Here is a 17,838-nt window from a genome sequence, read left to right on the forward strand (position 1 = left end):
TAAACCTACTGGAGCACGGCCTCCTGCGCATCATGATCGATCACAACGCTCGCCTGCTCTTGATAGAACCGTTGAAACTCTTCGGCCGGCATCGGTTTGGCAAACAACCAGCCCTGACCGAAATGCACACCGTGATCGCGTAGGTAATCCAGCTGCGCCGGGGTTTCGATGCCTTCGGCGACAATCTGCAGGCGCATGCTCTTGGCCATTTCGATGATGTGGTTGATCACCGAACCGGCGTCAGGGGCCTTGTCGATGGTGTCGACGAACGACTTGTCGATCTTCAGTACATCCAGCGGTAATTGCTGCAAGTGTTGAAGGCTGGAGAAACCGGTGCCGAAATCGTCGATGGCGGCCAGATAACCCAGTGCGCGGGCCTGATCGACGGTGTTGCGGGCCGAGTCGATTTCGACAAAACCGCGTTCGGTGGCTTCCAGCCAGATTTGATGCGCACGCACGCCGATCTGGCTCAACGCAGCTTCCAGCTTGGGCAGAAAACGGCCACTGCAAACGTCCTCGGCGGCCAGATTGATTGCCACGTGCAAATCGCGCTGTTCGACCAGCAGCGGGCCGAGATCGCGCATCACACACTCGATCACTTGATCGGTGATTGGCAGGATCAGGCCGCTGTGTTCAGCCATCGGAATGAACGCGTCGGGTCGCACCAGCCTGCCGTCCGGACGTTGCCAGCGCACCAGTGCCTCGGCGCCGATGCATGTCCCTTCGCTCAAATCCATGATCGGCTGGTAATGAACGACGAACTCACGATTGCGCACGGCTTGCTGCAGTTCGGCCAGCGGCGACAGGCATTGACGGGTGCGCCTGATGATCAGCAGCGCCAGGATGCCGGCCAGCAACCCGCCGATCGGCAGCAGCAACATCTCCATGCGGATCAGGCCTTGCAGCAGATCCCGGCGCGACAGAGCTGCGATGGCGACCCAATCGCCGCTGTGCACGAGGGTGTAGAGATAACCGTCCTGCAGACCCGAGGCGGGGCCGGAATGCACGCGTGTCAAAAAATGTTCGGCGCCCGGACGTGAGACGCCGACCAGATCCCCGGCAGAGGTGCCGACTGCCAGGTGCAGGTCTTCGTCCAGCATCACATGGAGAAATTGCGCGGGATCGACCAGCACATTGAAGGCCGCGTATTGCAGCGCCATCATCGGTTTGGCAGGGACGATGCGCGACTGCACACCGAGAGATATGCGCACACCGTCGGCGGTGGTGAAGTCTTCGCGCCATGGCGTCACGTGATGGCCGACTAAGCCCCATGAACCGCATGCGTAGATTTCTTGCTCGACATAGCCGACGGACTTCACCGTTAACGTGTTGATGGTCAGCAGGCGCATCTCATCGATACTCTCGGGCGTGCACGGTGCCAGCTCGGAACCGGCGATAGTTTTCAGTGCCCCGGCGGCTTCATTGAACGTGCCGTTGGCGCGGCTGGAGGCCACGGCGGCGAGGGTTTCCAGACGCTGCTGAGCAGACGCCAGATTGAGCATCCAGGCGAGGTAGCCCATCAGAATCACTGGCAGCAAGACACACGGAAGCCCCAGGAGAATGCTCCCCCAGACGATGCGTTTTTTATTCATTTGTCGCCACCTTGGCCACAGGCCTGTGACGTGCGCACAGCACGGCTGATTTCAGCAAAGACAGATTACGACGGCAGCGGCTTATCGATATTGCTGCAGATCAATGGGTGTGATGAATGGATCAAGCCCCAAAACCGGAACCGCGCGTTTCACCGCTGCGTACCCGGTAGTAGCGCAAATGGGTGGCGAGCAACGGATCTGAATGGCTTGCTGACGTTCGGCCCTATATCCTGCACGCCTGTGTGATGGAATGACTTAGGGAAGAATTGCATGCCGTTCAGGGTGATGGTGGTCGGTGGTTACGGAAATTTCGGCAGCATCGTGTGCCGGCATCTGGCGTTGATGGCGGATGTGGAGTTGGTGCTTTCGGGGCGCCATCCGCGCAAGTTGCAAAATAAACTCGATGAGCTCAACCGTCATTCAGCCAACGTCTGCACAGGCTGGTGCGGCGACGCCATGGGCGGCGAGTTCAAATCCGCATTGAGCGCGCTGAACATTCAGTTGGTCGTCCACACCGGCGGGCCGTTTCAGGGGCAATCCTATGCCGTCGCCGAGAGCTGTATTGATGCTGGTGTGAACTATTGCGATCTGGCGGACTGCCGAACTTTCGTCAACGGCATCGACGTGCTCGATGCGCGGGCGAAACAGGCTGGCGTGGCGATCCTCAGCGGTTGCAGTTCGGTGCCGACGCTGTCGTCGGCAATCATCGATGAACAGCGCCAGCGCTTTTCCCGCATCGACTCGATTGAGCATGGCATTTCCTCATCGGCGAAAATGCCGGGGCTGTCGACCATCGAAGGCGTACTCGCCTATGCCGGCAAACCGATCAAGCAACTCAAAAACGGCAAGGTGCATGAAGTGTCCGGCTGGCTGGACCTGACCTTGCGCAAAATGCCGCAGATGGGTACCAGGCTGCTGGCCAACGTCGATGTCCCGGACATGGACATCTTCGCCAGCCGTTATGGCGCGCAGACCCTGAAGTTCAAGGCCGGCGCCGGGCTCAAACTCGGCGGCATCGCCAACGGTTTGCTGGCGCAGGCACTGAAAGTCGGACTTGTTCGCGACCATGCCCTGTGGGCCGGCAGACTGCATCGCCTGGGCCTGCGCTTCGAGCGTTTCGGTGATGGCAAAAGCGCGATGTACATCGACGTGCGGGGCCTTGGGGTTGACGGCAAACCGCTGTCGATGACCGCGCAACTCACCGCCCTGAACGACGAAGGCCCGGAAATCCCCAGCTGCGCCGCCGTGGCCCTGGCGACAAAAATGGCTTCGGGCTACGTACCGGCCGCTGGCGCCCGACCGTGCGTGGGCGAAATCAGCGTCGCCGAGTACATGGCCGCGATCAACGACCCGGCCAACCTGAGCCTGGTCGTGAACTACTCGGACGGGCAGCGCTGACATGCTCTACCTGTGCCTGAAATACCTGCACATCATCGCCGCGATTTTTCTGTTCGGTTTCGGCATGGGCTCCTACCTCTACCTGATCGCCGCCAGCCGCACGCGCAATCCGCAAGTGATCGCCCACGTGGCGCGCATGGTCGTCGGCTTCGACACGTGGATCACCACGCCGGCCGGTTTCGTGCAGATCATCACCGGTTATCTGCTGATGCGCCTGTCGGGGCTGAGCATGAGCACCGAGTGGGTGCTGACCTCGTTGATCATCTTCTTCTGCGTCGGCTCGCTGTGGTTGCCGGTGCTGCTTTTGCAGAAACGCCTGTGCGTGATGGCGGCGAGTGCGAGCGAAGTGGGCGCGGCGCTGGATGAGCAGTATCAAGCCGTGTACCGGAAATGGTTCTGGATGGGCGTGATGGGTTTTGCCGGAATGTTTGTCATCGTGCTGATGATGGTCACGAAGATGACGCCGGTGCAGTTGTTCAGCTTTCTGGTGTAGCTGCGGTGGCTTTCAGGAAGCGCTGTTCGTGATCTGGGGTGGGGAGCAGGCAGGTGTCGTATTTGCCGAACAGGCGATAGCGGTTTAGCGCGATACGGTTGTAGGCCCAGTCGCGCAGGCTGCGGGGGAAAATGCGCAGCAACTGCAACGGTTGCCAGCGGGTCGGGAGTTGGCTGATGACTTCGAAGAAGGCGTCTGAGCGTTCCCAGTAATGGTGGTCGCGGATGACGGCCATGGTGTCGAATTGATCGATGGGGAGGCCGGCCCACGCCAGAAGTGCTTGGCCTTCGGGCGATTGCACGGAGGCGAGGCGTACGCGGTGTTGGTGGTCGTGGCGGATCAGAAAGCGTGCCCAGCCGTTGCAGAGTTTGCACACGCCATCGAAGAGGACCACGGATTCGCCGGGGGTGAGGAGCGGGGCGGGGCTTGGGCGGGTTTTTGAGGTGGGCATTGGGTTGGGTTCGGGAGAGATGGAATGTTGCGATCATAGCGTCAGAAGTTGCTGTCTGCGAATGGCCGTACCTGGCAAGAACCGGCGAGAGTGTGAACTCACCGCTCCGTGACAAATATCAAGTCGGGCCAAGTCTCACGCCACGCTTTGGCTCGAATGCGGTCCAGAAACATGGCATGTTTTTCGATTCTGAATCGCTCTGTTGGCCGCACCACCAGCGAGAACAGATCTTCCAGCCCGAACGGCGCCAAAACCTCTATCTCATCGTGATGATCAAGTCTGACAGCGACGGCGGTTGCGGTTTCGGGCCAATAGGTCATTGCATCGGCAGCAGAGCGATAGGGAGCATCGGCGTTGCGCAAGTGCATTCGAGCCTGATTTTTTACAGACCAGTTCAATTCGCTACAGAGGCTAGAGAGTATGCTTTCCAGTGCCGAATCTACTTGCGCACTGGCACGTGCCGGGTCGAACCAGATGATATCGATATCTGCGCGCAGCGCTGAAGACTGGCGCTGATGCAGGTGACCCCACACCAGGCTGCGCACGAAACCGGCGCCAATCCAGCAGTCCGGCAAGTTCAGATCGCGAGCTATGTGCAGGATTTTCATCCTTACAGGATTCTGAGTGAGCAGGGTTTTTAGCTGTGCTTCGTGCTGCATTGGGTTTTTCTCATTGCGCTTGGTCATTTGATCTTGTCAAAGGTAGCCACAATCGTGACATTCGATGAGTGCTTTCGACTGTTTTTGGCCAGAAGCGGATCGTCGTGAATGTCCGCTTTCGGCCAAGAGCGGATTGTCGACTTCATCAAAGAAAGCCGCGGCCTAAGCCGCAATGTTTCAACGCGAACGCTCCTGTTCGCCAATCGCGTTCTGTTTGATGATGTCCATGACGGCAGCGGTCATGATTGCCGTAGAAACACCGAACATAAGAATGCCATTAGCCGCCTCCAGCGGGCTGAGCAAGCGCCATTGCGGGCTCAGAACCACATCGCCATAGCCCAACGTGGAGAAGGTCACGCCGGAAAAATACAGCGCGCTGGTGAAGTCTTTGAACTCGCCTAGCAGCAGGAACAGCAAGGCCCACAGGGCCATTTGCACATAGTTGCCGATGAGCATCACCACCATGACCATCGACAACAAACGCACGTCATCTGTCTTGGAGTGGCACGCTTTCATCTTGCGCTGCTGCGACGCATAACGCCGCGCACACAGGGCCAGGAACACCGCCTGCAAAACCACGCAGAGCACGATCACCGGCAGACCCACGAGGAAATTGATCAGCATGTGCGATCCTCTGTAGAGGTTGGGTTAGAGGCGTTGCGACGTTGCCGGCGATTATCAAGCAGATAAACCATCGCACAGGCATACAGCGTGACCCGAATGAACACCCCATGCGGATCGCGAAGGCGGTATAGACATCCTTGCCGGCGGCGCTGTCCTGCACCGACTGGCCGAGCAGAATGATCATGGTCATCAGGCTGTTGAGCCAGAAACCCGGCGTGTAGCGGCCAGGGCTCAGCCCATAGAGTTTTCGGGCCAGTAGCAGCCCGAACAGCAGCATCCACAGGAAGAACATCCACAGATTGACGAACAGGCCCAGGGCGAACCAGAAGATAATCGCCAGCAGGCCGCCGAGCAGGGTTGAGCCGAGCAGTTCCCGCCCGGCAGATCGCGCGCTGGTAACGGTGCTCTGTTGGCCGAGGTTGACCAACTTCATGATGATCGGCATGTAGCTGGCCGGATCGATCAGCGCCAACAGGAAGGCAGGCATCACCACCAGCGCGGCGCGCAACGCCAGCCAGTTGACCTCATCTGCCGACAGGGTCGGTGCGGGGGCGGGTGGTCGTGTATCGATGGGATCCGGGAACAGCCAGTGGCTGATCGACACCGCCGTGAGCGCCAGCAGCATGCCTTTGACCAACGAGACCACCACCTGCAGGGCCAGATCGAAGTCGGTGGCGCCGGCCGCGCTGATCATCGTCAAGCCGACCACCATGAAGGTCGCGACCAGCGCGCTGCCGCCTCGCATGCCATAGCGGAACACCAGAAACAGGCCCAGGCAAACCAGCATCACGCCGACCGCCGCGTAATACTGCAACAACGGTATCAGCAGCAAGCCGCTGCCGGTGGTGATCATCAGCACCAGGGCCAGGCCCAGGCTGGCCTTGAACGGCAGCGGTCGGTTCATCACCGCCAGCATCGGTGCGATAAAAGGGATAGGCAGGGCCTGACCGAAATTCCAGTGCTCAACCCAAGGTTGGGTCGGTGACTGGAAGTCCGGGCCCAGACGCACACAGCCACTCAGGCCCACGGCGGCACACAGCAGTAACCGGCTCATGCGGGCAGGACATGCCTTCAAGCGCATGCGCCTCAGACCGGCGGGAGCTCGTTCGCTGACCCACGTTGCGGTGGCTCAACGCTCAATAGTTCATCCAGAACCTCGATGTGCGGCTGGTCGTCGATCCACTGCCAGAACAGCTGATAGGCGACCGCCAGCATCACCGGCCCAATGAACAGACCGATAAACCCGCCGCTGACCATACCGCCCAGCGCACCGATCAAAATCACCGGCATCGGCACGTCGACGCCGCGGCCGAGCATCAATGGCTTGAGGACGTTGTCGGACATGCCGGCGATCAGGCTGTAAATGCAAAAAACGACGGTACCGAGCGTGGTGCCGTCAGTGGCGAAGACATAGGCGATTACCGGCACCGTCACGAGGATTACCGGCAACTGCATGATCCCCATCAACAGCGCAACCATGGCGAGCAGCCCGGCACCGGGCACCCCCATAAGCACGAAGCCGACGCCCACCAGCAGCATCTGGATAAAGGCGATACCCACCACGCCCTGGGCGACCGCGCGAATGGTCGCGGTGCACAGTGTCGCAATGCGTCGGCCGCGCTCCGGGCCGGAAAGACGGGTGGCGATGGCGATGGCGCTGCGTTCGCCGTTGTCGCCGTAGGCCATCAGCACACCGGCGATGATCAGGGCACCGATAAACAACAGAAAGCCCACGCCAACCCCAGCCATCTTGCCCAGCAAGGTCAAGCCGATTGTTTTGATGTACGGCATCAACTTCATCACCACGCTGCTCATGTCGGTCGCCGACTGCAACCAGAAGGCATAGAGCCGTTCGCCAATGAGCGGCAGGGTGGTAATTTTTTCGTTGGGCAGCGGAATGGTCACGGTGTCGGACTTGAGAATTGCCAGGGCGCCTTCGACCGATTCAGTGATTGAGGTGCCCAGCAGATAAATCGGCACCATCAGCAAGGCCAGGGCGACCACGACGATCAGCGTGGCGGCGCGGCCATCTTTATTGCCCAATTTGCGCTTAAGCAGGGTGTGCAGTGGGTACAGGGTGATCGCCAGGATCACTGCCCAAAGCATCAGATTGAGGAAGGGTTCAAAGATCTGAAAGCAGAACAGCACCAGCACCGTGATCAGTCCGGCGCGAATCAACACATCGAGCAAACCACCGGATAGCGCCCTTGCAGAAATGTTTGTGTTTAACATTGCCTAATCCCTTGCTGTTCGTCGCGTGGAGGCAGTATAGACGCTGATTTTTCGAAGGTTGGGCGATCAGAAAACCATCCCCATGACCGCAGATTTATAACCGTCGGGGGGATCGCTTGAGTGTTTTTTAGAGGAATACCGGAGACCTTATGCCCCCTTTCATAGCGGGGTGATCCCGCTACTGAACGTTTTGGAGGCTCATACCCGTGTTTCGCTACGAGGGCCTTTTATTGCCCAGATGATCAGGCCGATCACTGGCAGAAGCGCGACCAGCGCCACCCATAAAACTTTCTTCGGTGTTTCTGCCGAGCTTTTCACCACATTGATGATTGCCCAGATATCCAGAACGAAAATGACGAAGGCGATAAGGTCGTACAAAAAAGAGCCCATGTATGCAGTCCTGCGAGTGAAGTTACGCTTCAAGATAGGCCATAAAACGCAACGTGGTGTTGGGCCTGCGAAAAAACGGGCCGCGCTTTTTGCTTCTTCGCGCAAATGGGCAAGACAGATCCGCGCTGCTCTGTTGTGGATTGCAAATGCCGTAATTATTGGAGGGCTGAATCACCTTTGATTCCGAAGACACCTTGAGGTCAGCTTTTGGCCGAAAGCAGACGCCCAATGCAATCTTGATCCCTTTGTGACAGCAGCCACACCACCGCCACAAAGGGATTACCCCTCAATCCACCGGCACAACATTATCCAGCGCTCGATTCACCGCCAATTCCCCCAGCATCACCACTTGCGCAATCCCCAGTGCGGTTTTGCGGTGGCCTGGGTCCAGCAGGGCGGCGAAGTTGCACAGCATTTCGGTGGATGAACTAAGGGACTCGCTGGCGTTGACGAGCAGGGACTCGCTGTCGTAGTCGGCGTTGGCCAGAAACATGGGCGCGTGTTTCTGGTCGCTGCCCATGATGCGTTGGGTTGGGGTGAGGTAGTAATCGAGGGCGCGTTCGGCGGCTTCGTGGAATTTCTTGGAGTTGGGTGATTCGTACGGGGAGGCCGGATCTGTGTCCGGCGGGTTCGGCGTGATCTTGAACATGTTCTTCTTTTTCCTGTTATGTGGCCGCCGCACCGAGCTACTAAACAGGGGGTGGCAGCTGTACGCAGGTTAGTAGACCGGGGAAAAGAAGAAAGCCGGCGCGCCCGAGGGCGCCCTACGCACAGCCGCCATCGAGTGCAGGTACGTGAATACCTTTTGATGGACGCTTGTGCACTTTCATTTACCACGGGCTACTAAACCCGATCACTGGGAATCAGTGATGCGAACCAAGTTACCGGTGGCCCTTGAAGCGCACAAGCCGGCGGATTCTGGCGTAGTCGTAGGCAACGGCGCAAGACGTTGTAGCCTTAAGCAGGTAACGCGACGTGTCTTTTAAACAACCACGAAAAACTCCTAAACACGCCTCATCAACACGCCGTTCAAACTGACATTCTTCGATCCATCCTCCAGCTCAGCCAATGGCTTGGAACCCTCACGCCAAGGCACGCACCAACACTAAGTTGCAACCCAAAAAGACGAGGAGGGATACCTATGTCAGTTCATCCAATTCTGTTCCTGGGCGGCTCCGGCGCCATCGGCCACCGTTCTGCCAAAGCCTTGCGCGCCGCCCATCCCGACGTACCTTTACTGATCGGCGGCCGTGACCTGGCCAACGCTCAGCAAGCCGCAGAAGAAATGGGCAGGGCGCAGGGCGTGGTCATTGATCCTGCTGCCGATCAGTAAAAAAGGGACAAATTTATTTTCAGAGAATAAATCTGTCCCATTTCTTCTTTTTGTTCTACGTAGTCGTATTCGACCGGTAAATCGTTGAGATGCCATGAGAGTGCAGCTCTGATGTCGGTCAGCTATGGCAGAGTCAGAAAATGTCCCAAACCAAACCACCTTTAGTTCGTCACTCAGCGGATGAGAACAAGGGACGGGGATATTTCTTGAAAGATAGTACTGGGCTTTTATTGGCAGAAAAGGAATGGCGGGAATTTCAGGATTTCGGAGAATGCGGGATTTAGGCGAGCCATTCAAAGTGGGCGAGAGCGCTCGGCACGGAACCAAGCGCTCAGGGTAGGGCGGGGCACTTACTGCTCCACCCTGACGTTTCAGCCTTTGTTTGCGTTTAGCTTGCGCAGTTCTTCGTAGGTCGCCGACTGGACGAACCAGAAGCCGGAAATGATGCACCAGCACAGGGTGCCGGCCACGAAGATACCCAGCGCCGGGAGGAACCCGCTGGTGAAAATCGCGACGATAGCGACCAGCCAGATGAACGCTAGGGAGAGATAGAGGACGGTGTTGTTGACGCTGATGACGAAGTCTTTCACGGGGCATATTCCTTGCGGGATGTAGAAAAATTCCCCCTCTCCGGGGGCGAGCGCATGCTATCACATTGCCTTCATGGTTCAAGGAAGGGGAACTCATCGCCGGGTGGAATGGGGACAGATTTATTTATCAGGCAGTCCGGTCGCTTCTGGCCGAAAGCAGACGCCCAATGCAATCTTGATCCCTTTGTGACAGCAGCCACACCACCGCCACAAAGGGATTACCCCTCAATCCACCGGCACAACATTATCCAGCGCTCGATTCACCGCCAATTCCCCCAGCATCACCACTTGCGCAATCCCCAGTGCGGTTTTGCGGTGGCCTGGGTCCAGCAGGGCGGCGAAGTTGCACAGCATTTCGGTGGATGAACTAAGGGACTCGCTGGCGTTGACGAGCAGGGACTCGCTGTCGTAGTCGGCGTTGGCCAGAAACATGGGCGCGTGTTTCTGGTCGCTGCCCATGATGCGTTGGGTTGGCGTGAGGTAGTAATCGAGGGCGCGCTCGGCTGCGTCGTTGAGTGTTCGGGAGTCTGGGAATTTGTAGGGTGAGACTGGATCGGTTTCTGGTGGATTCGGCGTCGGTTTGAACATAGATGAAGCTCCATATGGGACTTAAGGAGCCATCACCTTCGCTACCAAACGAAAGGTGGTGGCCATACGAAGGTTGGTAGACCGGCCCATATGGAAAATCCGGCGCGCCCGAGGACGCCCTGCGCATGGCCACCATAAGACAAATGCTGAAAAAGCATCTGCGCACGGTGACGTTATGCGTCATATGGAAGCGGGCTACCAAACCCCATCACTGTTTTTCAGTGACCCGGAAACGATAAAACCCGCACCCCAGACGCACAAGCCGGCGGATTCTGGCGTAGTCGTAGGCAACGGCGCAAGACGTTGTAGCCTTAAGCAGGTAACGCGAAGTGTCTTTTAAACAGCTACGGAAAACTCCTAAACACGCCTCATCAACACACCGTTCAAACTGACATTCGTCGGTCCACTTTCCAGCTCAGGCAATGGCGGGGAACCCTCACGCCCGGGCACGCACCAACACTAAGTTGCAACCCCAAAAAGACGAGGAAGGATACATATGTCAGTTCATCCAATTCTATTCCTGGGCGGTTCCGGCGCGATTGGCCACCGTTCTGCCGAAGCGTTGCGCGCTGCCTATCCCGACGTCCCATTGTTGATCGGCGGCCGCGACCTGGCCAAGGCGCAACAAGCTGCCGAGGAAATGGGCGGGGCGCAGGGCGTGGTCATTGATCCTGCTGCCGACGACTTGGGGTTGGGCGATCGGCCGGTCAGCGCCGTGGCGGTTTTCTACATGGATCATTCCCTTGCCGGGCTGCGTTTCGCGCAGAAGCGCCAGATTCCGCATCTGAGCATTTCGTCCGGCATTTTCGAGATTGCGCCGCAAATCGCCAGTTACATCCATCGCCCTGACGCGTCCCCCATCGTGCTGGGTTACGAGTGGATGGTGGGTGCAACGACGGTAGCGGCGCTGCGCATTGCTGAGGCCTTTGCCCGGGTGCGCGACATCCGCATCGATGCGTTGGTCGACGAGGAGGACGGTGGCGGGCCGACCGTGGCCAAGGATTTCGAACACCTGAACAAGATGCTGCCCGCCGCCCTGACTCGACGCGACGGGGAATACATCTGGCGAGAAGGGGCGGACAAGAACGTCAGCTTCCGTGCGCTGGACGGTACGCCGATGCAAGCCACTGGTTTTTCATCCATCGACGTCACTGGGCTGGCGGCCGCGACCGATGCGCCGAATGTTCAGTTCAATCTCGCCAGCGGGGTGAGTTCATCACGGCGCGCGGGCGGGCCGATGTCGACCGAGATCCTCATCGAAATGATCGGCGAGGATCATCAAGGGCGACCGTTGCACACCCGGCATGCCCTCGTTCACCCGGCAGGCGCCGCTGCACTTACGGGGCTGAGCGTCGCCATGCTGCTGGAGCGATTGCTTGGGCTCGACGGTCGAGCGCCGACGCCTGCAGGCCTGTACTTTCCTTATCAGTTGCTGGAGGCCGGTGCTTATCTGGAGCGTCTGAGCAAGGAGGGCGGTGAGTTGCTTGAGCTGAAGGTGCAATAAGGCAGGTCGCTTTCGGCAATGCCGATCTTGCTCATTGAACCGCTGGCGAGCCTTGATGCGCTCGCCAGCTAAGGCGACTGCCAAGCCCCGCCATCCGCTACCGGCACCTCGCCCAGATCATAAGGATTAACCCCTTCAAGACAGCCGACATTGAAACCAAACTCCTGCGGGTTGGTACTGCGTCGATGATGGGTATAGATGCCGCAGTTACCGCAGAAAAAATGCTCGGCCACCTGCTGGCCAAAACTGTACTTCAACAATGCGGATTTTCCTCGGATCACTTTCAGGTCAGCCGCCGGCACTGCCGCGACGATCGCGCCTCGGCGTTTGCAGAACGAGCAGTCGCAGCGGTGCGGCGCGGGCAGGCCTTCGGGCAAGTGGATTTCGAGGATCACCGCGCCGCAATGACAGCTGGCGCGATGGTCGCGACGGATGGGTGTGCTGCCGATCTGTTTGAGCATGACTAAGCCTCCATCCAGTCCACCGTTGCCGTCTCGCGCCATTTCACCTCGGTGATGCCGAACCGCTCGGCCTGGGGTTTGGAGATGACTTTCAACGGCGGTTTGCCGGGTTTGGGAATCGGCGCAATGCCGGCGTCGCAGCTCGCCCAATGCCATGCGTCAGCGTTGCGCATGCTCTTTGCGCGAATGACGAATGACTTTGGCTGGCCGTGCAGTTTGTATTCGATGACGAAGATGTCGACGTTGCTCATGCGTTCCTCCTTACGCTCATACGCAAATGAGTTTTGCCGACCCAAAAAATTCAAAGGATTTTCGGGGTTTGTTTCAGGCTGCTGAAAAACGCTTTGCTTTGAACGGTTGGAACCGGCGGCGGCCTAAAGATCAAGCGTCTGCCAAGCACACACGCGGACGAAAATACCCCACGATTTCAGCCCCGGAGATAACCGGTGAACAAGACCATCAGCGCCGAGGATTTGAACATTCAGCTCAAGCACAACGATGACGCTGCACTGTTCAAATGGCTGCTTGCCAGTTTCTTGATGGGCAAGCGGATACAGGCCGAAATCGCTGCCGAAGCCTATCGGGTGATCGCTGATAAACACGGGCGCGATACACCGCGCAAACTGGCGGCGTGTAGCCATCGTGAACTGGTCGCGATGCTCGGGGAGGCGCATTACGTGCGTTATGACGAGACCACCGCCGTACGCCTTCACGCCTTGGCCCGCAAGTTAAACGACGAGTATGCGGGCAAGGTCTGCCATATGGTCGAGGCCAGCGCTGATCGCCAGGCCTTTGAAAAACGCCTCGCAGAATTCGACGGCATCGGTCCGAAAACCGTGGAAATCTTCATGCGCGAAGCAGGCTCTGCGATCAGCCTTTGAGCGCGGGCCGTGAAAAAGCAGCGGCCACTACCCGCGTCGTGCGAAGGCTACCTGACTCGACGACCAGAACGATTGATTGCCAGCAGACACAGCCCGACCAGCAATGCAGCGCCTGCAACCAGAAGCGCCGAAGGTTGCATCGGCTGGCGCAAGCCTGCTGCTGCATGTCGCCGCGATATCGCCAGTGGTCGGGTTGCAATGCTCGCTTCGTCAAACGTCTGGAGTGGCGTAACGACTTCTGCCTGAAACGGCACTTCCTCGATGCTCAGACGCAAACTATCTGCCAGTTCCAGCGTTCGCTTGGTGATCGTGCCAACGAGTCTGCCTGGATAAACCGGTTCGCCATTGGGATCGAGTTGGTCATACAAGAAATTCTGCCCTTCGAGCCAGCCGACGGCCGTTTGCAACTCGGGACCCAGGTAATACTTGCCGTCGAGGAAAAATCCAGGAAATTGTGGCGCACGCTCGACGCTTTCAATGCGATAACGCTCACCCGCTCTCATACCGGTTTCAGGGGCAATCATGGTCAATCCCTCCGCTGTAGGTTCAGCGGTAGAGAACAAGGATCGACTGTCGTTCCATGTAAAGGAGGAAAGGTAGGCGCTGTCCCGAAATGAACCGGTAACGGTGAAAACAACTTGGCCCGATGAAGACCGGACGAAGCAGCAGCGCCACAGGTTCATCGGGTGCCAGGGGCTTTTCTATGTCCGTCAGGCCCGAGGTGGCGTTTGAGGAACGGCACCAAACGCTATCACTGGTCTATGGCTCAGACAGTACCGAGCAGCGGAAGACGCGCCAACATGTTTTTCAACGCCAGTGCATCCCACGGCAGGTGTTCGGCGATGCCGATGCCTACAACGTCAGCAATGCTGGCAATGTCGGCCAGCAGCCGTACCACATGGGCGATGGACATCCTGCCTTGGGCGACGCCGTCGAATGCACCCTCGGGCGCTTCTGGATTGGCGAACAGCAGCGAGCGAAAACCCTGCGGGTCCAGTACATCCAGATCCAGGTGAATGGCCAGATGTTTTGCGCCGGTGGACCGGAACCATTGCAACACCGGTTCGCTGCTGTGGGCCAGTTGCGCGGGGCTGGCGTGTTGCAGTCCCAGGCGTTCAATCAGAGCGGTTTCCACGGGCATTGTTTCCATCAAACCGGCATACATCACGTTTGCCGGTTTCAGCGGACATTTGACTGCACCAGCAAAGTCCGCATCACCTTCGCCCAGCAGATTGCCCAGCACCATGGCGTGGGCGTTGGCGAAGTCCGCAGGCGTTAACACGTCGGGGTGCGCGTCGACCCAGAGCACGGCGAGGTCGCCTGCATAGCGCTCGTTGAGGTAGGCAAACGGTGCAAGATCCACCAGACAATCACCGCCGAGAATGACCATCCGATCCGGTGCATGCTCATCGATAATCGCCCGCGCACTGCGCAGTTGTTGCAACAACACGCTACGCCCGCGGATCCCGCTCTCCATCGGTAATGGCTCGTCGCTTGGCATTGCGACCGGCACCTCAGCCACCGGCCCGTGCGGATCGGGTGCCAGCCAGGCCAACAGTTGCGCGCCGAAATGATAAGGCGGGTTGTTGCCACCCTGCCATTGGGGGAAAAGCAGGCGCAGGGTTTTATCGTTCGAAGGGGTCATGCCGAGATTCCTGAAGGGGGCGAGCAGGCGGCTCAGAGGCGAACAAGTACGGTGCCGCTGGCTTGGCGTGATTCCAGCCGTGCGTAAGCCGTGTCGAACTGTTCCAGTGAGAAGGTGCTGTCGATGTGTGGGTGGCCCGACTGTTTTAACACCAAGGCTTTCATTGACTGTCTCCAAATCCTGTCAGTGGTTGCCTGATGGGTCAGGCAACCGAATGTCAGTCATGGTGCCGATGACCCGCATCGTGCGCTTTGCTGAGCTGGCCAGACACTTCGCCTGACTGGCCAAGCGGTCATTGCTGTTTCGAAAAGGCGCTGGGGGAAACCCCAAAAGCGCTTTTGAAGGCGCGGCTGAAGTGCGCCATGTTAGTGAAACCAAAGCAGAGTGCGACTTCGCTGACGCTGCGAGACGGGCCCTTCATCAGCGCCGCCCGGCAAGCCTGTAGGCGTTGCTGCCACAGCCATCGAGTGGCCGTTGTGCCTTCCATGGCGAACAGACGGCTGAGTGCGCGCGGGGAGACATGAATGGCTTGTGCGATGGCCGCGAGGTCCAGCCCGGTGTCCTCAAGGTTGGCCAGCAAGAAGTCCTTGGCTTTCATCAGTTGCGCGTCATGACGGCTGGAATGGCCAAGATCCGCGAGGTCGAACGCGCCTTCGAAAGCTGTGGCCAGCACTTCCAGCAACGCGCCACTCAAGCGTTCGCCGGCACGGGTTTGCTGAAGGCCGGTATCGAGCACTTCAACCATCATGTTGCCGGCCAGTCTTGCCAGTGCCGAATGGCTCTCGAGCGTGCGACTGACCAGGGCTTCGGGTCTGGGCAAGTGCTGGATCAACCGTTCGCGGGGGATCGCAATGACGATCTGATCGTCTCCCTTGGGGAAACGGCACTGGTAGGGTTCGGCACTGTTGAACAGCACGATATCGCCGCGAGCCTGTACCGATCGTCGCCCGCGTTGCTCCAGTTCAGCTTCTGTGCTGAGGGTGAGGCAAAGAAAAAACTGCTCAACGCCTGAATCTGTCTGTCTGCGCTGGTATTCGATGGGCGCGGATGAGATGTGCGTCAGCAGAATATCGCCTAGCGTGTTAGCGCTGAGACGACCATCGAATGGCGTGTCGGACAGCGTGCGCTGGCTGGTCAGGCCATAGGTGGCGCACACCACCTCGCTCCAATAGTCGAGTCGCTCTTTCGCAAGCAAGGATCGAGGAGGGTAGAGAATGGCCATTGTCGTAGTAACTGACTCGCAGAGTGGGTTCGCTAGCAAGGATGCTATCAGACGAGCAGGCACAACGAACCCGCAAGCTATTCAGAGACTTCTCTCTGACTTATGGGTATCCATCCCGACCATTCGGTCTTTGCATGTCGATATCAGACACAACCATGGCGCAATCAGGCTATTGAGTCGTCCGGCAGGCCGGGTAAGGTGACGTGTCTTCACATCAAAATAACCCCATTCAGATCATGGGGTTGATAAGAACTGCGGCGGTTGAACGGGCTTCTTTCGGGAGGTTCAGCAGGCAACGAGCGTACTCGTTTGCCCGGTCAACTTGCTTAAATGTCGATCAGCAGAGAATAAAAAAACCAATGATCAGCCCGAACTCAACGGATTCGAGTAGCCAACTGGCGCAGGGCTTCAAGCCTCGTCACGTCACTATGTTGTCCATCGCCGGGATTATCGGCGCCGGTTTGTTCGTAGGTTCGGGGCATGCCATTGCGGCGGCGGGGCCGGCGGTTCTTCTGGCCTATCTGTTTTCCGGTTTGCTGGTGGTGCTGGTCATGCGCATGCTCGGCGAAATGGCGGTGGCTAACCCCGACACTGGCTCGTTCTCGACCTATGCCGACCAGGCCATCGGGCGCTGGGCGGGGTTCACTATCGGTTGGCTCTACTGGTGGTTCTGGGTGCTGGTGATTCCTATCGAAGCGCTCGCCGCCGGGCATGTACTCAACCAATGGTTTCCGCAGGTTGATGCATGGCTGTTCGCGTTGGGCTCGATCATTGCGCTAGTGGTGACCAACCTGTTCAGTGTGTCCAAATACGGTGAATTCGAGTTCTGGTTCGCCATGGCTAAAGTCGTGGCGATCATCGGTTTTATCGGTGTCGGTTTTGCCGTGTTGATGGGCTGGGTGCCCGACCGCGAAGTTAGCGGCTTGAGCGGGCTGATGGCTGAGCATGGCGGATTTGCGCCCAATGGATTGTCGGCGGTTGTCGGCGCGTTCATCACCATCATGTTCAGTTTCATCGGTACCGAAGCGGTGACCATCGCCGCCGCTGAATCCAACGACCCGTCGCGAAACATTGCCAAGGCCACGCGTTCGGTAATCTGGCGTATCGGCGTGTTTTACCTGCTGTCGATTTTCGTGGTCATCTCTGTGGTGCCTTGGAATGATCCGTTGCTGGCCTCGGTAGGTTCCTATCAGCGGGCCCTGGAAATCATGAACATTCCCCATGCCAAGTTTATGGTCGACATCGTCGTACTGATCGCCGTAGCCAGTTGCATGAACTCCTCGATCTACATTGCCTCGCGCATGTTGTTTTCGCTCGGTCGTCGTGGCGATGCGCCGAAGATGCTGAAGGCGACGTCCTCGGAAGGTGTTCCGCGCGCAGCGGTCATCGCCAGCACCGTGATCGGTGCGTCAATCACCGTGTGGAGCTATTTCATGCCCGCCGGGCTGTTTCAGTTCTTGCTGGCCAGCTCCGGGGCGATTGCCTTGCTGGTCTACCTCGCCATTGCCGTGTCGCAGTTGCGCATGCGGCGGATTTTGCAACAGCGCAACGTCGAGCTGACCTTTCGCATGTGGCTGTTTCCCTGGCTGACATGGCTGGTGATCGTGTTCATTTGTGCAGCGTTGGCGGTGATGATGATTACCCCGGAACACCGCACTGAAGTCACCACAACCATCGGCTTGGCGCTGGCGATTTCCTTTATCGGCCTGGTGACGTCGCGTCATCCTGCGCCGGCGGCGAGGGTCACGTCGGTGGGGTAGGTGTTTACCCGAACC

Annotated in this window: 22 protein-coding genes; 6 read left to right on the forward strand and 16 right to left on the reverse strand. The window is 58.4% G+C overall.

Features of this window, described 5'->3' with window-relative positions; translation table 11 throughout:
• Positions 1-5 precede the first annotated feature (5 nt).
• Positions 6-1,592 carry an EAL domain-containing protein gene (locus ACW9IR_RS07530; protein WP_457462496.1) on the reverse strand — a complete coding sequence of 529 codons (1,587 nt, stop codon included), beginning with the start codon at positions 1,590-1,592 and terminating at the stop codon, positions 6-8.
• Between the two features lie 270 nt (positions 1,593-1,862).
• Here ACW9IR_RS07530 and ACW9IR_RS07535 point away from each other — a divergent pair, with 270 nt between their 5' ends.
• Both ACW9IR_RS07535 and ACW9IR_RS07540 read left to right on the forward strand, forming a co-directional pair.
• On the forward strand, positions 1,863-2,990 hold the full coding sequence (locus ACW9IR_RS07535; protein WP_457462497.1) for a saccharopine dehydrogenase family protein: 1,128 nt from the start codon (positions 1,863-1,865) through the stop codon (positions 2,988-2,990).
• 1 nt (position 2,991) lies between these two features.
• Positions 2,992-3,483, forward strand: a complete 492-nt coding sequence (locus ACW9IR_RS07540; protein WP_457462499.1) for a DUF2269 family protein — start codon at positions 2,992-2,994, stop codon at positions 3,481-3,483.
• Here the strand turns inward: ACW9IR_RS07540 and ACW9IR_RS07545 are convergent.
• From ACW9IR_RS07545 to ACW9IR_RS07575, 7 genes are all read right to left on the reverse strand, one after another.
• Complete coding sequence (locus ACW9IR_RS07545) at positions 3,467-3,934, reverse strand: thiol-disulfide oxidoreductase DCC family protein (RefSeq protein ID WP_457462501.1); 468 nt, start codon at positions 3,932-3,934, stop codon at positions 3,467-3,469. The genes ACW9IR_RS07540 and ACW9IR_RS07545 overlap by 17 nt on opposite strands.
• Before the next feature lie 98 nt (positions 3,935-4,032).
• Entirely contained in the window at positions 4,033-4,593 is a 561-nt protein-coding gene (locus tag ACW9IR_RS07550) for a nucleotidyltransferase family protein (protein ID WP_457462552.1), read from the reverse strand.
• Positions 4,594-4,770: 177 nt separating this feature from the next.
• Positions 4,771-5,109, reverse strand: a complete 339-nt coding sequence (locus tag ACW9IR_RS07555) for a potassium channel family protein (protein WP_457462503.1) — start codon at positions 5,107-5,109, stop codon at positions 4,771-4,773.
• Positions 5,081-6,271: a DUF2955 domain-containing protein gene (locus ACW9IR_RS07560; protein ID WP_457462505.1), complete on the reverse strand. Its 1,191-nt coding sequence runs from the start codon at positions 6,269-6,271 to the stop codon at positions 5,081-5,083. The genes ACW9IR_RS07555 and ACW9IR_RS07560 overlap by 29 nt, the downstream gene beginning before the upstream one ends.
• Positions 6,272-6,303: 32 nt before the next feature.
• On the reverse strand, positions 6,304-7,449 hold the full coding sequence (locus ACW9IR_RS07565; RefSeq protein ID WP_457462507.1) for an AI-2E family transporter: 1,146 nt from the start codon (positions 7,447-7,449) through the stop codon (positions 6,304-6,306).
• A 198-nt stretch (positions 7,450-7,647) separates the two neighbouring features.
• Positions 7,648-7,839: a PLD nuclease N-terminal domain-containing protein gene (locus tag ACW9IR_RS07570; RefSeq protein ID WP_102899049.1), complete on the reverse strand. Its 192-nt coding sequence runs from the start codon at positions 7,837-7,839 to the stop codon at positions 7,648-7,650.
• A gap of 286 nt (positions 7,840-8,125) precedes the next feature.
• Complete coding sequence (locus ACW9IR_RS07575) at positions 8,126-8,488, reverse strand: DUF6124 family protein (protein ID WP_457462509.1); 363 nt, start codon at positions 8,486-8,488, stop codon at positions 8,126-8,128.
• A gap of 492 nt (positions 8,489-8,980) precedes the next feature.
• Between ACW9IR_RS07575 and ACW9IR_RS07580 the strand changes: the two genes are divergently transcribed.
• Positions 8,981-9,172: a Rossmann-fold NAD(P)-binding domain-containing protein gene (locus ACW9IR_RS07580; protein WP_258014066.1), complete on the forward strand. Its 192-nt coding sequence runs from the start codon at positions 8,981-8,983 to the stop codon at positions 9,170-9,172.
• A 371-nt stretch (positions 9,173-9,543) separates the two neighbouring features.
• On the opposite strand, the gene ACW9IR_RS07585 is transcribed toward ACW9IR_RS07580, so the two are convergent.
• Together ACW9IR_RS07585 and ACW9IR_RS07590 are read right to left on the reverse strand one after the other, a co-directional pair.
• Positions 9,544-9,762: a hypothetical protein gene (locus tag ACW9IR_RS07585; RefSeq protein WP_007916145.1), complete on the reverse strand. Its 219-nt coding sequence runs from the start codon at positions 9,760-9,762 to the stop codon at positions 9,544-9,546.
• Between the two features lie 225 nt (positions 9,763-9,987).
• Positions 9,988-10,350, reverse strand: coding sequence for a DUF6124 family protein (locus ACW9IR_RS07590; RefSeq protein ID WP_457462511.1), 363 nt, complete (start codon positions 10,348-10,350; stop codon positions 9,988-9,990).
• Between the two features lie 496 nt (positions 10,351-10,846).
• Here ACW9IR_RS07590 and ACW9IR_RS07595 point away from each other — a divergent pair, with 496 nt between their 5' ends.
• Positions 10,847-11,854: an NAD(P)-dependent oxidoreductase gene (locus ACW9IR_RS07595; RefSeq protein ID WP_457462513.1), complete on the forward strand. Its 1,008-nt coding sequence runs from the start codon at positions 10,847-10,849 to the stop codon at positions 11,852-11,854.
• A 68-nt stretch (positions 11,855-11,922) separates the two neighbouring features.
• Here the strand turns inward: ACW9IR_RS07595 and ACW9IR_RS07600 are convergent, their stop codons facing one another.
• Both ACW9IR_RS07600 and ACW9IR_RS07605 read right to left on the reverse strand, forming a co-directional pair.
• Positions 11,923-12,315, reverse strand: coding sequence for a GFA family protein (locus tag ACW9IR_RS07600; RefSeq protein WP_110719797.1), 393 nt, complete (start codon positions 12,313-12,315; stop codon positions 11,923-11,925).
• 2 nt (positions 12,316-12,317) lie between these two features.
• Positions 12,318-12,566: a DUF6555 family protein gene (locus ACW9IR_RS07605; protein WP_435036989.1), complete on the reverse strand. Its 249-nt coding sequence runs from the start codon at positions 12,564-12,566 to the stop codon at positions 12,318-12,320.
• Between the two features lie 195 nt (positions 12,567-12,761).
• Here ACW9IR_RS07605 and ACW9IR_RS07610 point away from each other — a divergent pair, with 195 nt between their 5' ends.
• The gene (locus ACW9IR_RS07610) at positions 12,762-13,196 is read left to right on the forward strand and encodes a DNA methylase (protein WP_457462516.1); all 435 of its coding nucleotides are present in this window, start codon (positions 12,762-12,764) and stop codon (positions 13,194-13,196) included.
• A gap of 47 nt (positions 13,197-13,243) precedes the next feature.
• Here the strand turns inward: ACW9IR_RS07610 and ACW9IR_RS07615 are convergent, their stop codons facing one another.
• The 4 genes from ACW9IR_RS07615 to ACW9IR_RS07630 all read right to left on the reverse strand — a co-directional run bounded on the left by ACW9IR_RS07615 (position 13,244) and on the right by ACW9IR_RS07630 (position 15,997).
• Positions 13,244-13,720 carry a short chain dehydrogenase gene (locus tag ACW9IR_RS07615; RefSeq protein ID WP_457462518.1) on the reverse strand — a complete coding sequence of 159 codons (477 nt, stop codon included), beginning with the start codon at positions 13,718-13,720 and terminating at the stop codon, positions 13,244-13,246.
• Between the two features lie 242 nt (positions 13,721-13,962).
• A complete protein-coding gene (locus ACW9IR_RS07620; RefSeq protein WP_457462520.1) occupies positions 13,963-14,841 on the reverse strand; it encodes an arginase family protein in 879 nt (292 codons plus the stop codon).
• 32 nt (positions 14,842-14,873) lie between these two features.
• The gene (locus ACW9IR_RS07625; protein ID WP_457462522.1) at positions 14,874-15,005 is read right to left on the reverse strand and encodes a hypothetical protein; all 132 of its coding nucleotides are present in this window, start codon (positions 15,003-15,005) and stop codon (positions 14,874-14,876) included.
• Positions 15,006-15,133: 128 nt separating this feature from the next.
• The gene (locus ACW9IR_RS07630; protein ID WP_457462524.1) at positions 15,134-15,997 is read right to left on the reverse strand and encodes a helix-turn-helix domain-containing protein; all 864 of its coding nucleotides are present in this window, start codon (positions 15,995-15,997) and stop codon (positions 15,134-15,136) included.
• Between the two features lie 425 nt (positions 15,998-16,422).
• Between ACW9IR_RS07630 and gabP the strand changes: the two genes are divergently transcribed.
• Positions 16,423-17,823, forward strand: a complete 1,401-nt coding sequence (gabP, locus tag ACW9IR_RS07635) for a GABA permease (RefSeq protein ID WP_150729044.1) — start codon at positions 16,423-16,425, stop codon at positions 17,821-17,823.
• The last annotated feature ends 15 nt before the right edge of the window (positions 17,824-17,838 follow it).

It is taken from the genome of Pseudomonas sp. SDT291_1_S447 (genome assembly GCF_054070155.1).

What these genes read in the sequence shown, in the direction of transcription:
- ACW9IR_RS07530 (WP_457462496.1), bottom strand. Translation starts at nt 1,592, where the DNA reads ATGAATAAAAAACGCATCGTCTGGGGGAGCATTCTCCTGGGGCTTCCG.
- ACW9IR_RS07535 (WP_457462497.1), top strand. Translation starts at nt 1,863, where the DNA reads ATGCCGTTCAGGGTGATGGTGGTCGGTGGTTACGGAAATTTCGGCAGC.
- ACW9IR_RS07540 (WP_457462499.1), top strand. Translation starts at nt 2,992, where the DNA reads ATGCTCTACCTGTGCCTGAAATACCTGCACATCATCGCCGCGATTTTT.
- ACW9IR_RS07545 (WP_457462501.1), bottom strand. Translation starts at nt 3,934, where the DNA reads ATGCCCACCTCAAAAACCCGCCCAAGCCCCGCCCCGCTCCTCACCCCC.
- ACW9IR_RS07550 (WP_457462552.1), bottom strand. Translation starts at nt 4,593, where the DNA reads ATGCAGCACGAAGCACAGCTAAAAACCCTGCTCACTCAGAATCCTGTA.
- ACW9IR_RS07555 (WP_457462503.1), bottom strand. Translation starts at nt 5,109, where the DNA reads ATGAAAGCGTGCCACTCCAAGACAGATGACGTGCGTTTGTTGTCGATG.
- ACW9IR_RS07560 (WP_457462505.1), bottom strand. Translation starts at nt 6,271, where the DNA reads ATGAGCCGGTTACTGCTGTGTGCCGCCGTGGGCCTGAGTGGCTGTGTG.
- ACW9IR_RS07565 (WP_457462507.1), bottom strand. Translation starts at nt 7,449, where the DNA reads ATGTTAAACACAAACATTTCTGCAAGGGCGCTATCCGGTGGTTTGCTC.
- ACW9IR_RS07570 (WP_102899049.1), bottom strand. Translation starts at nt 7,839, where the DNA reads ATGGGCTCTTTTTTGTACGACCTTATCGCCTTCGTCATTTTCGTTCTG.
- ACW9IR_RS07575 (WP_457462509.1), bottom strand. Translation starts at nt 8,488, where the DNA reads ATGTTCAAGATCACGCCGAACCCGCCGGACACAGATCCGGCCTCCCCG.
- ACW9IR_RS07580 (WP_258014066.1), top strand. Translation starts at nt 8,981, where the DNA reads ATGTCAGTTCATCCAATTCTGTTCCTGGGCGGCTCCGGCGCCATCGGC.
- ACW9IR_RS07590 (WP_457462511.1), bottom strand. Translation starts at nt 10,350, where the DNA reads ATGTTCAAACCGACGCCGAATCCACCAGAAACCGATCCAGTCTCACCC.
- ACW9IR_RS07595 (WP_457462513.1), top strand. Translation starts at nt 10,847, where the DNA reads ATGTCAGTTCATCCAATTCTATTCCTGGGCGGTTCCGGCGCGATTGGC.
- ACW9IR_RS07600 (WP_110719797.1), bottom strand. Translation starts at nt 12,315, where the DNA reads ATGCTCAAACAGATCGGCAGCACACCCATCCGTCGCGACCATCGCGCC.
- ACW9IR_RS07605 (WP_435036989.1), bottom strand. Translation starts at nt 12,566, where the DNA reads ATGAGCAACGTCGACATCTTCGTCATCGAATACAAACTGCACGGCCAG.
- ACW9IR_RS07615 (WP_457462518.1), bottom strand. Translation starts at nt 13,720, where the DNA reads ATGATTGCCCCTGAAACCGGTATGAGAGCGGGTGAGCGTTATCGCATT.
- ACW9IR_RS07620 (WP_457462520.1), bottom strand. Translation starts at nt 14,841, where the DNA reads ATGACCCCTTCGAACGATAAAACCCTGCGCCTGCTTTTCCCCCAATGG.
- ACW9IR_RS07625 (WP_457462522.1), bottom strand. Translation starts at nt 15,005, where the DNA reads ATGAAAGCCTTGGTGTTAAAACAGTCGGGCCACCCACACATCGACAGC.
- gabP (WP_150729044.1), top strand. Translation starts at nt 16,423, where the DNA reads ATGATCAGCCCGAACTCAACGGATTCGAGTAGCCAACTGGCGCAGGGC.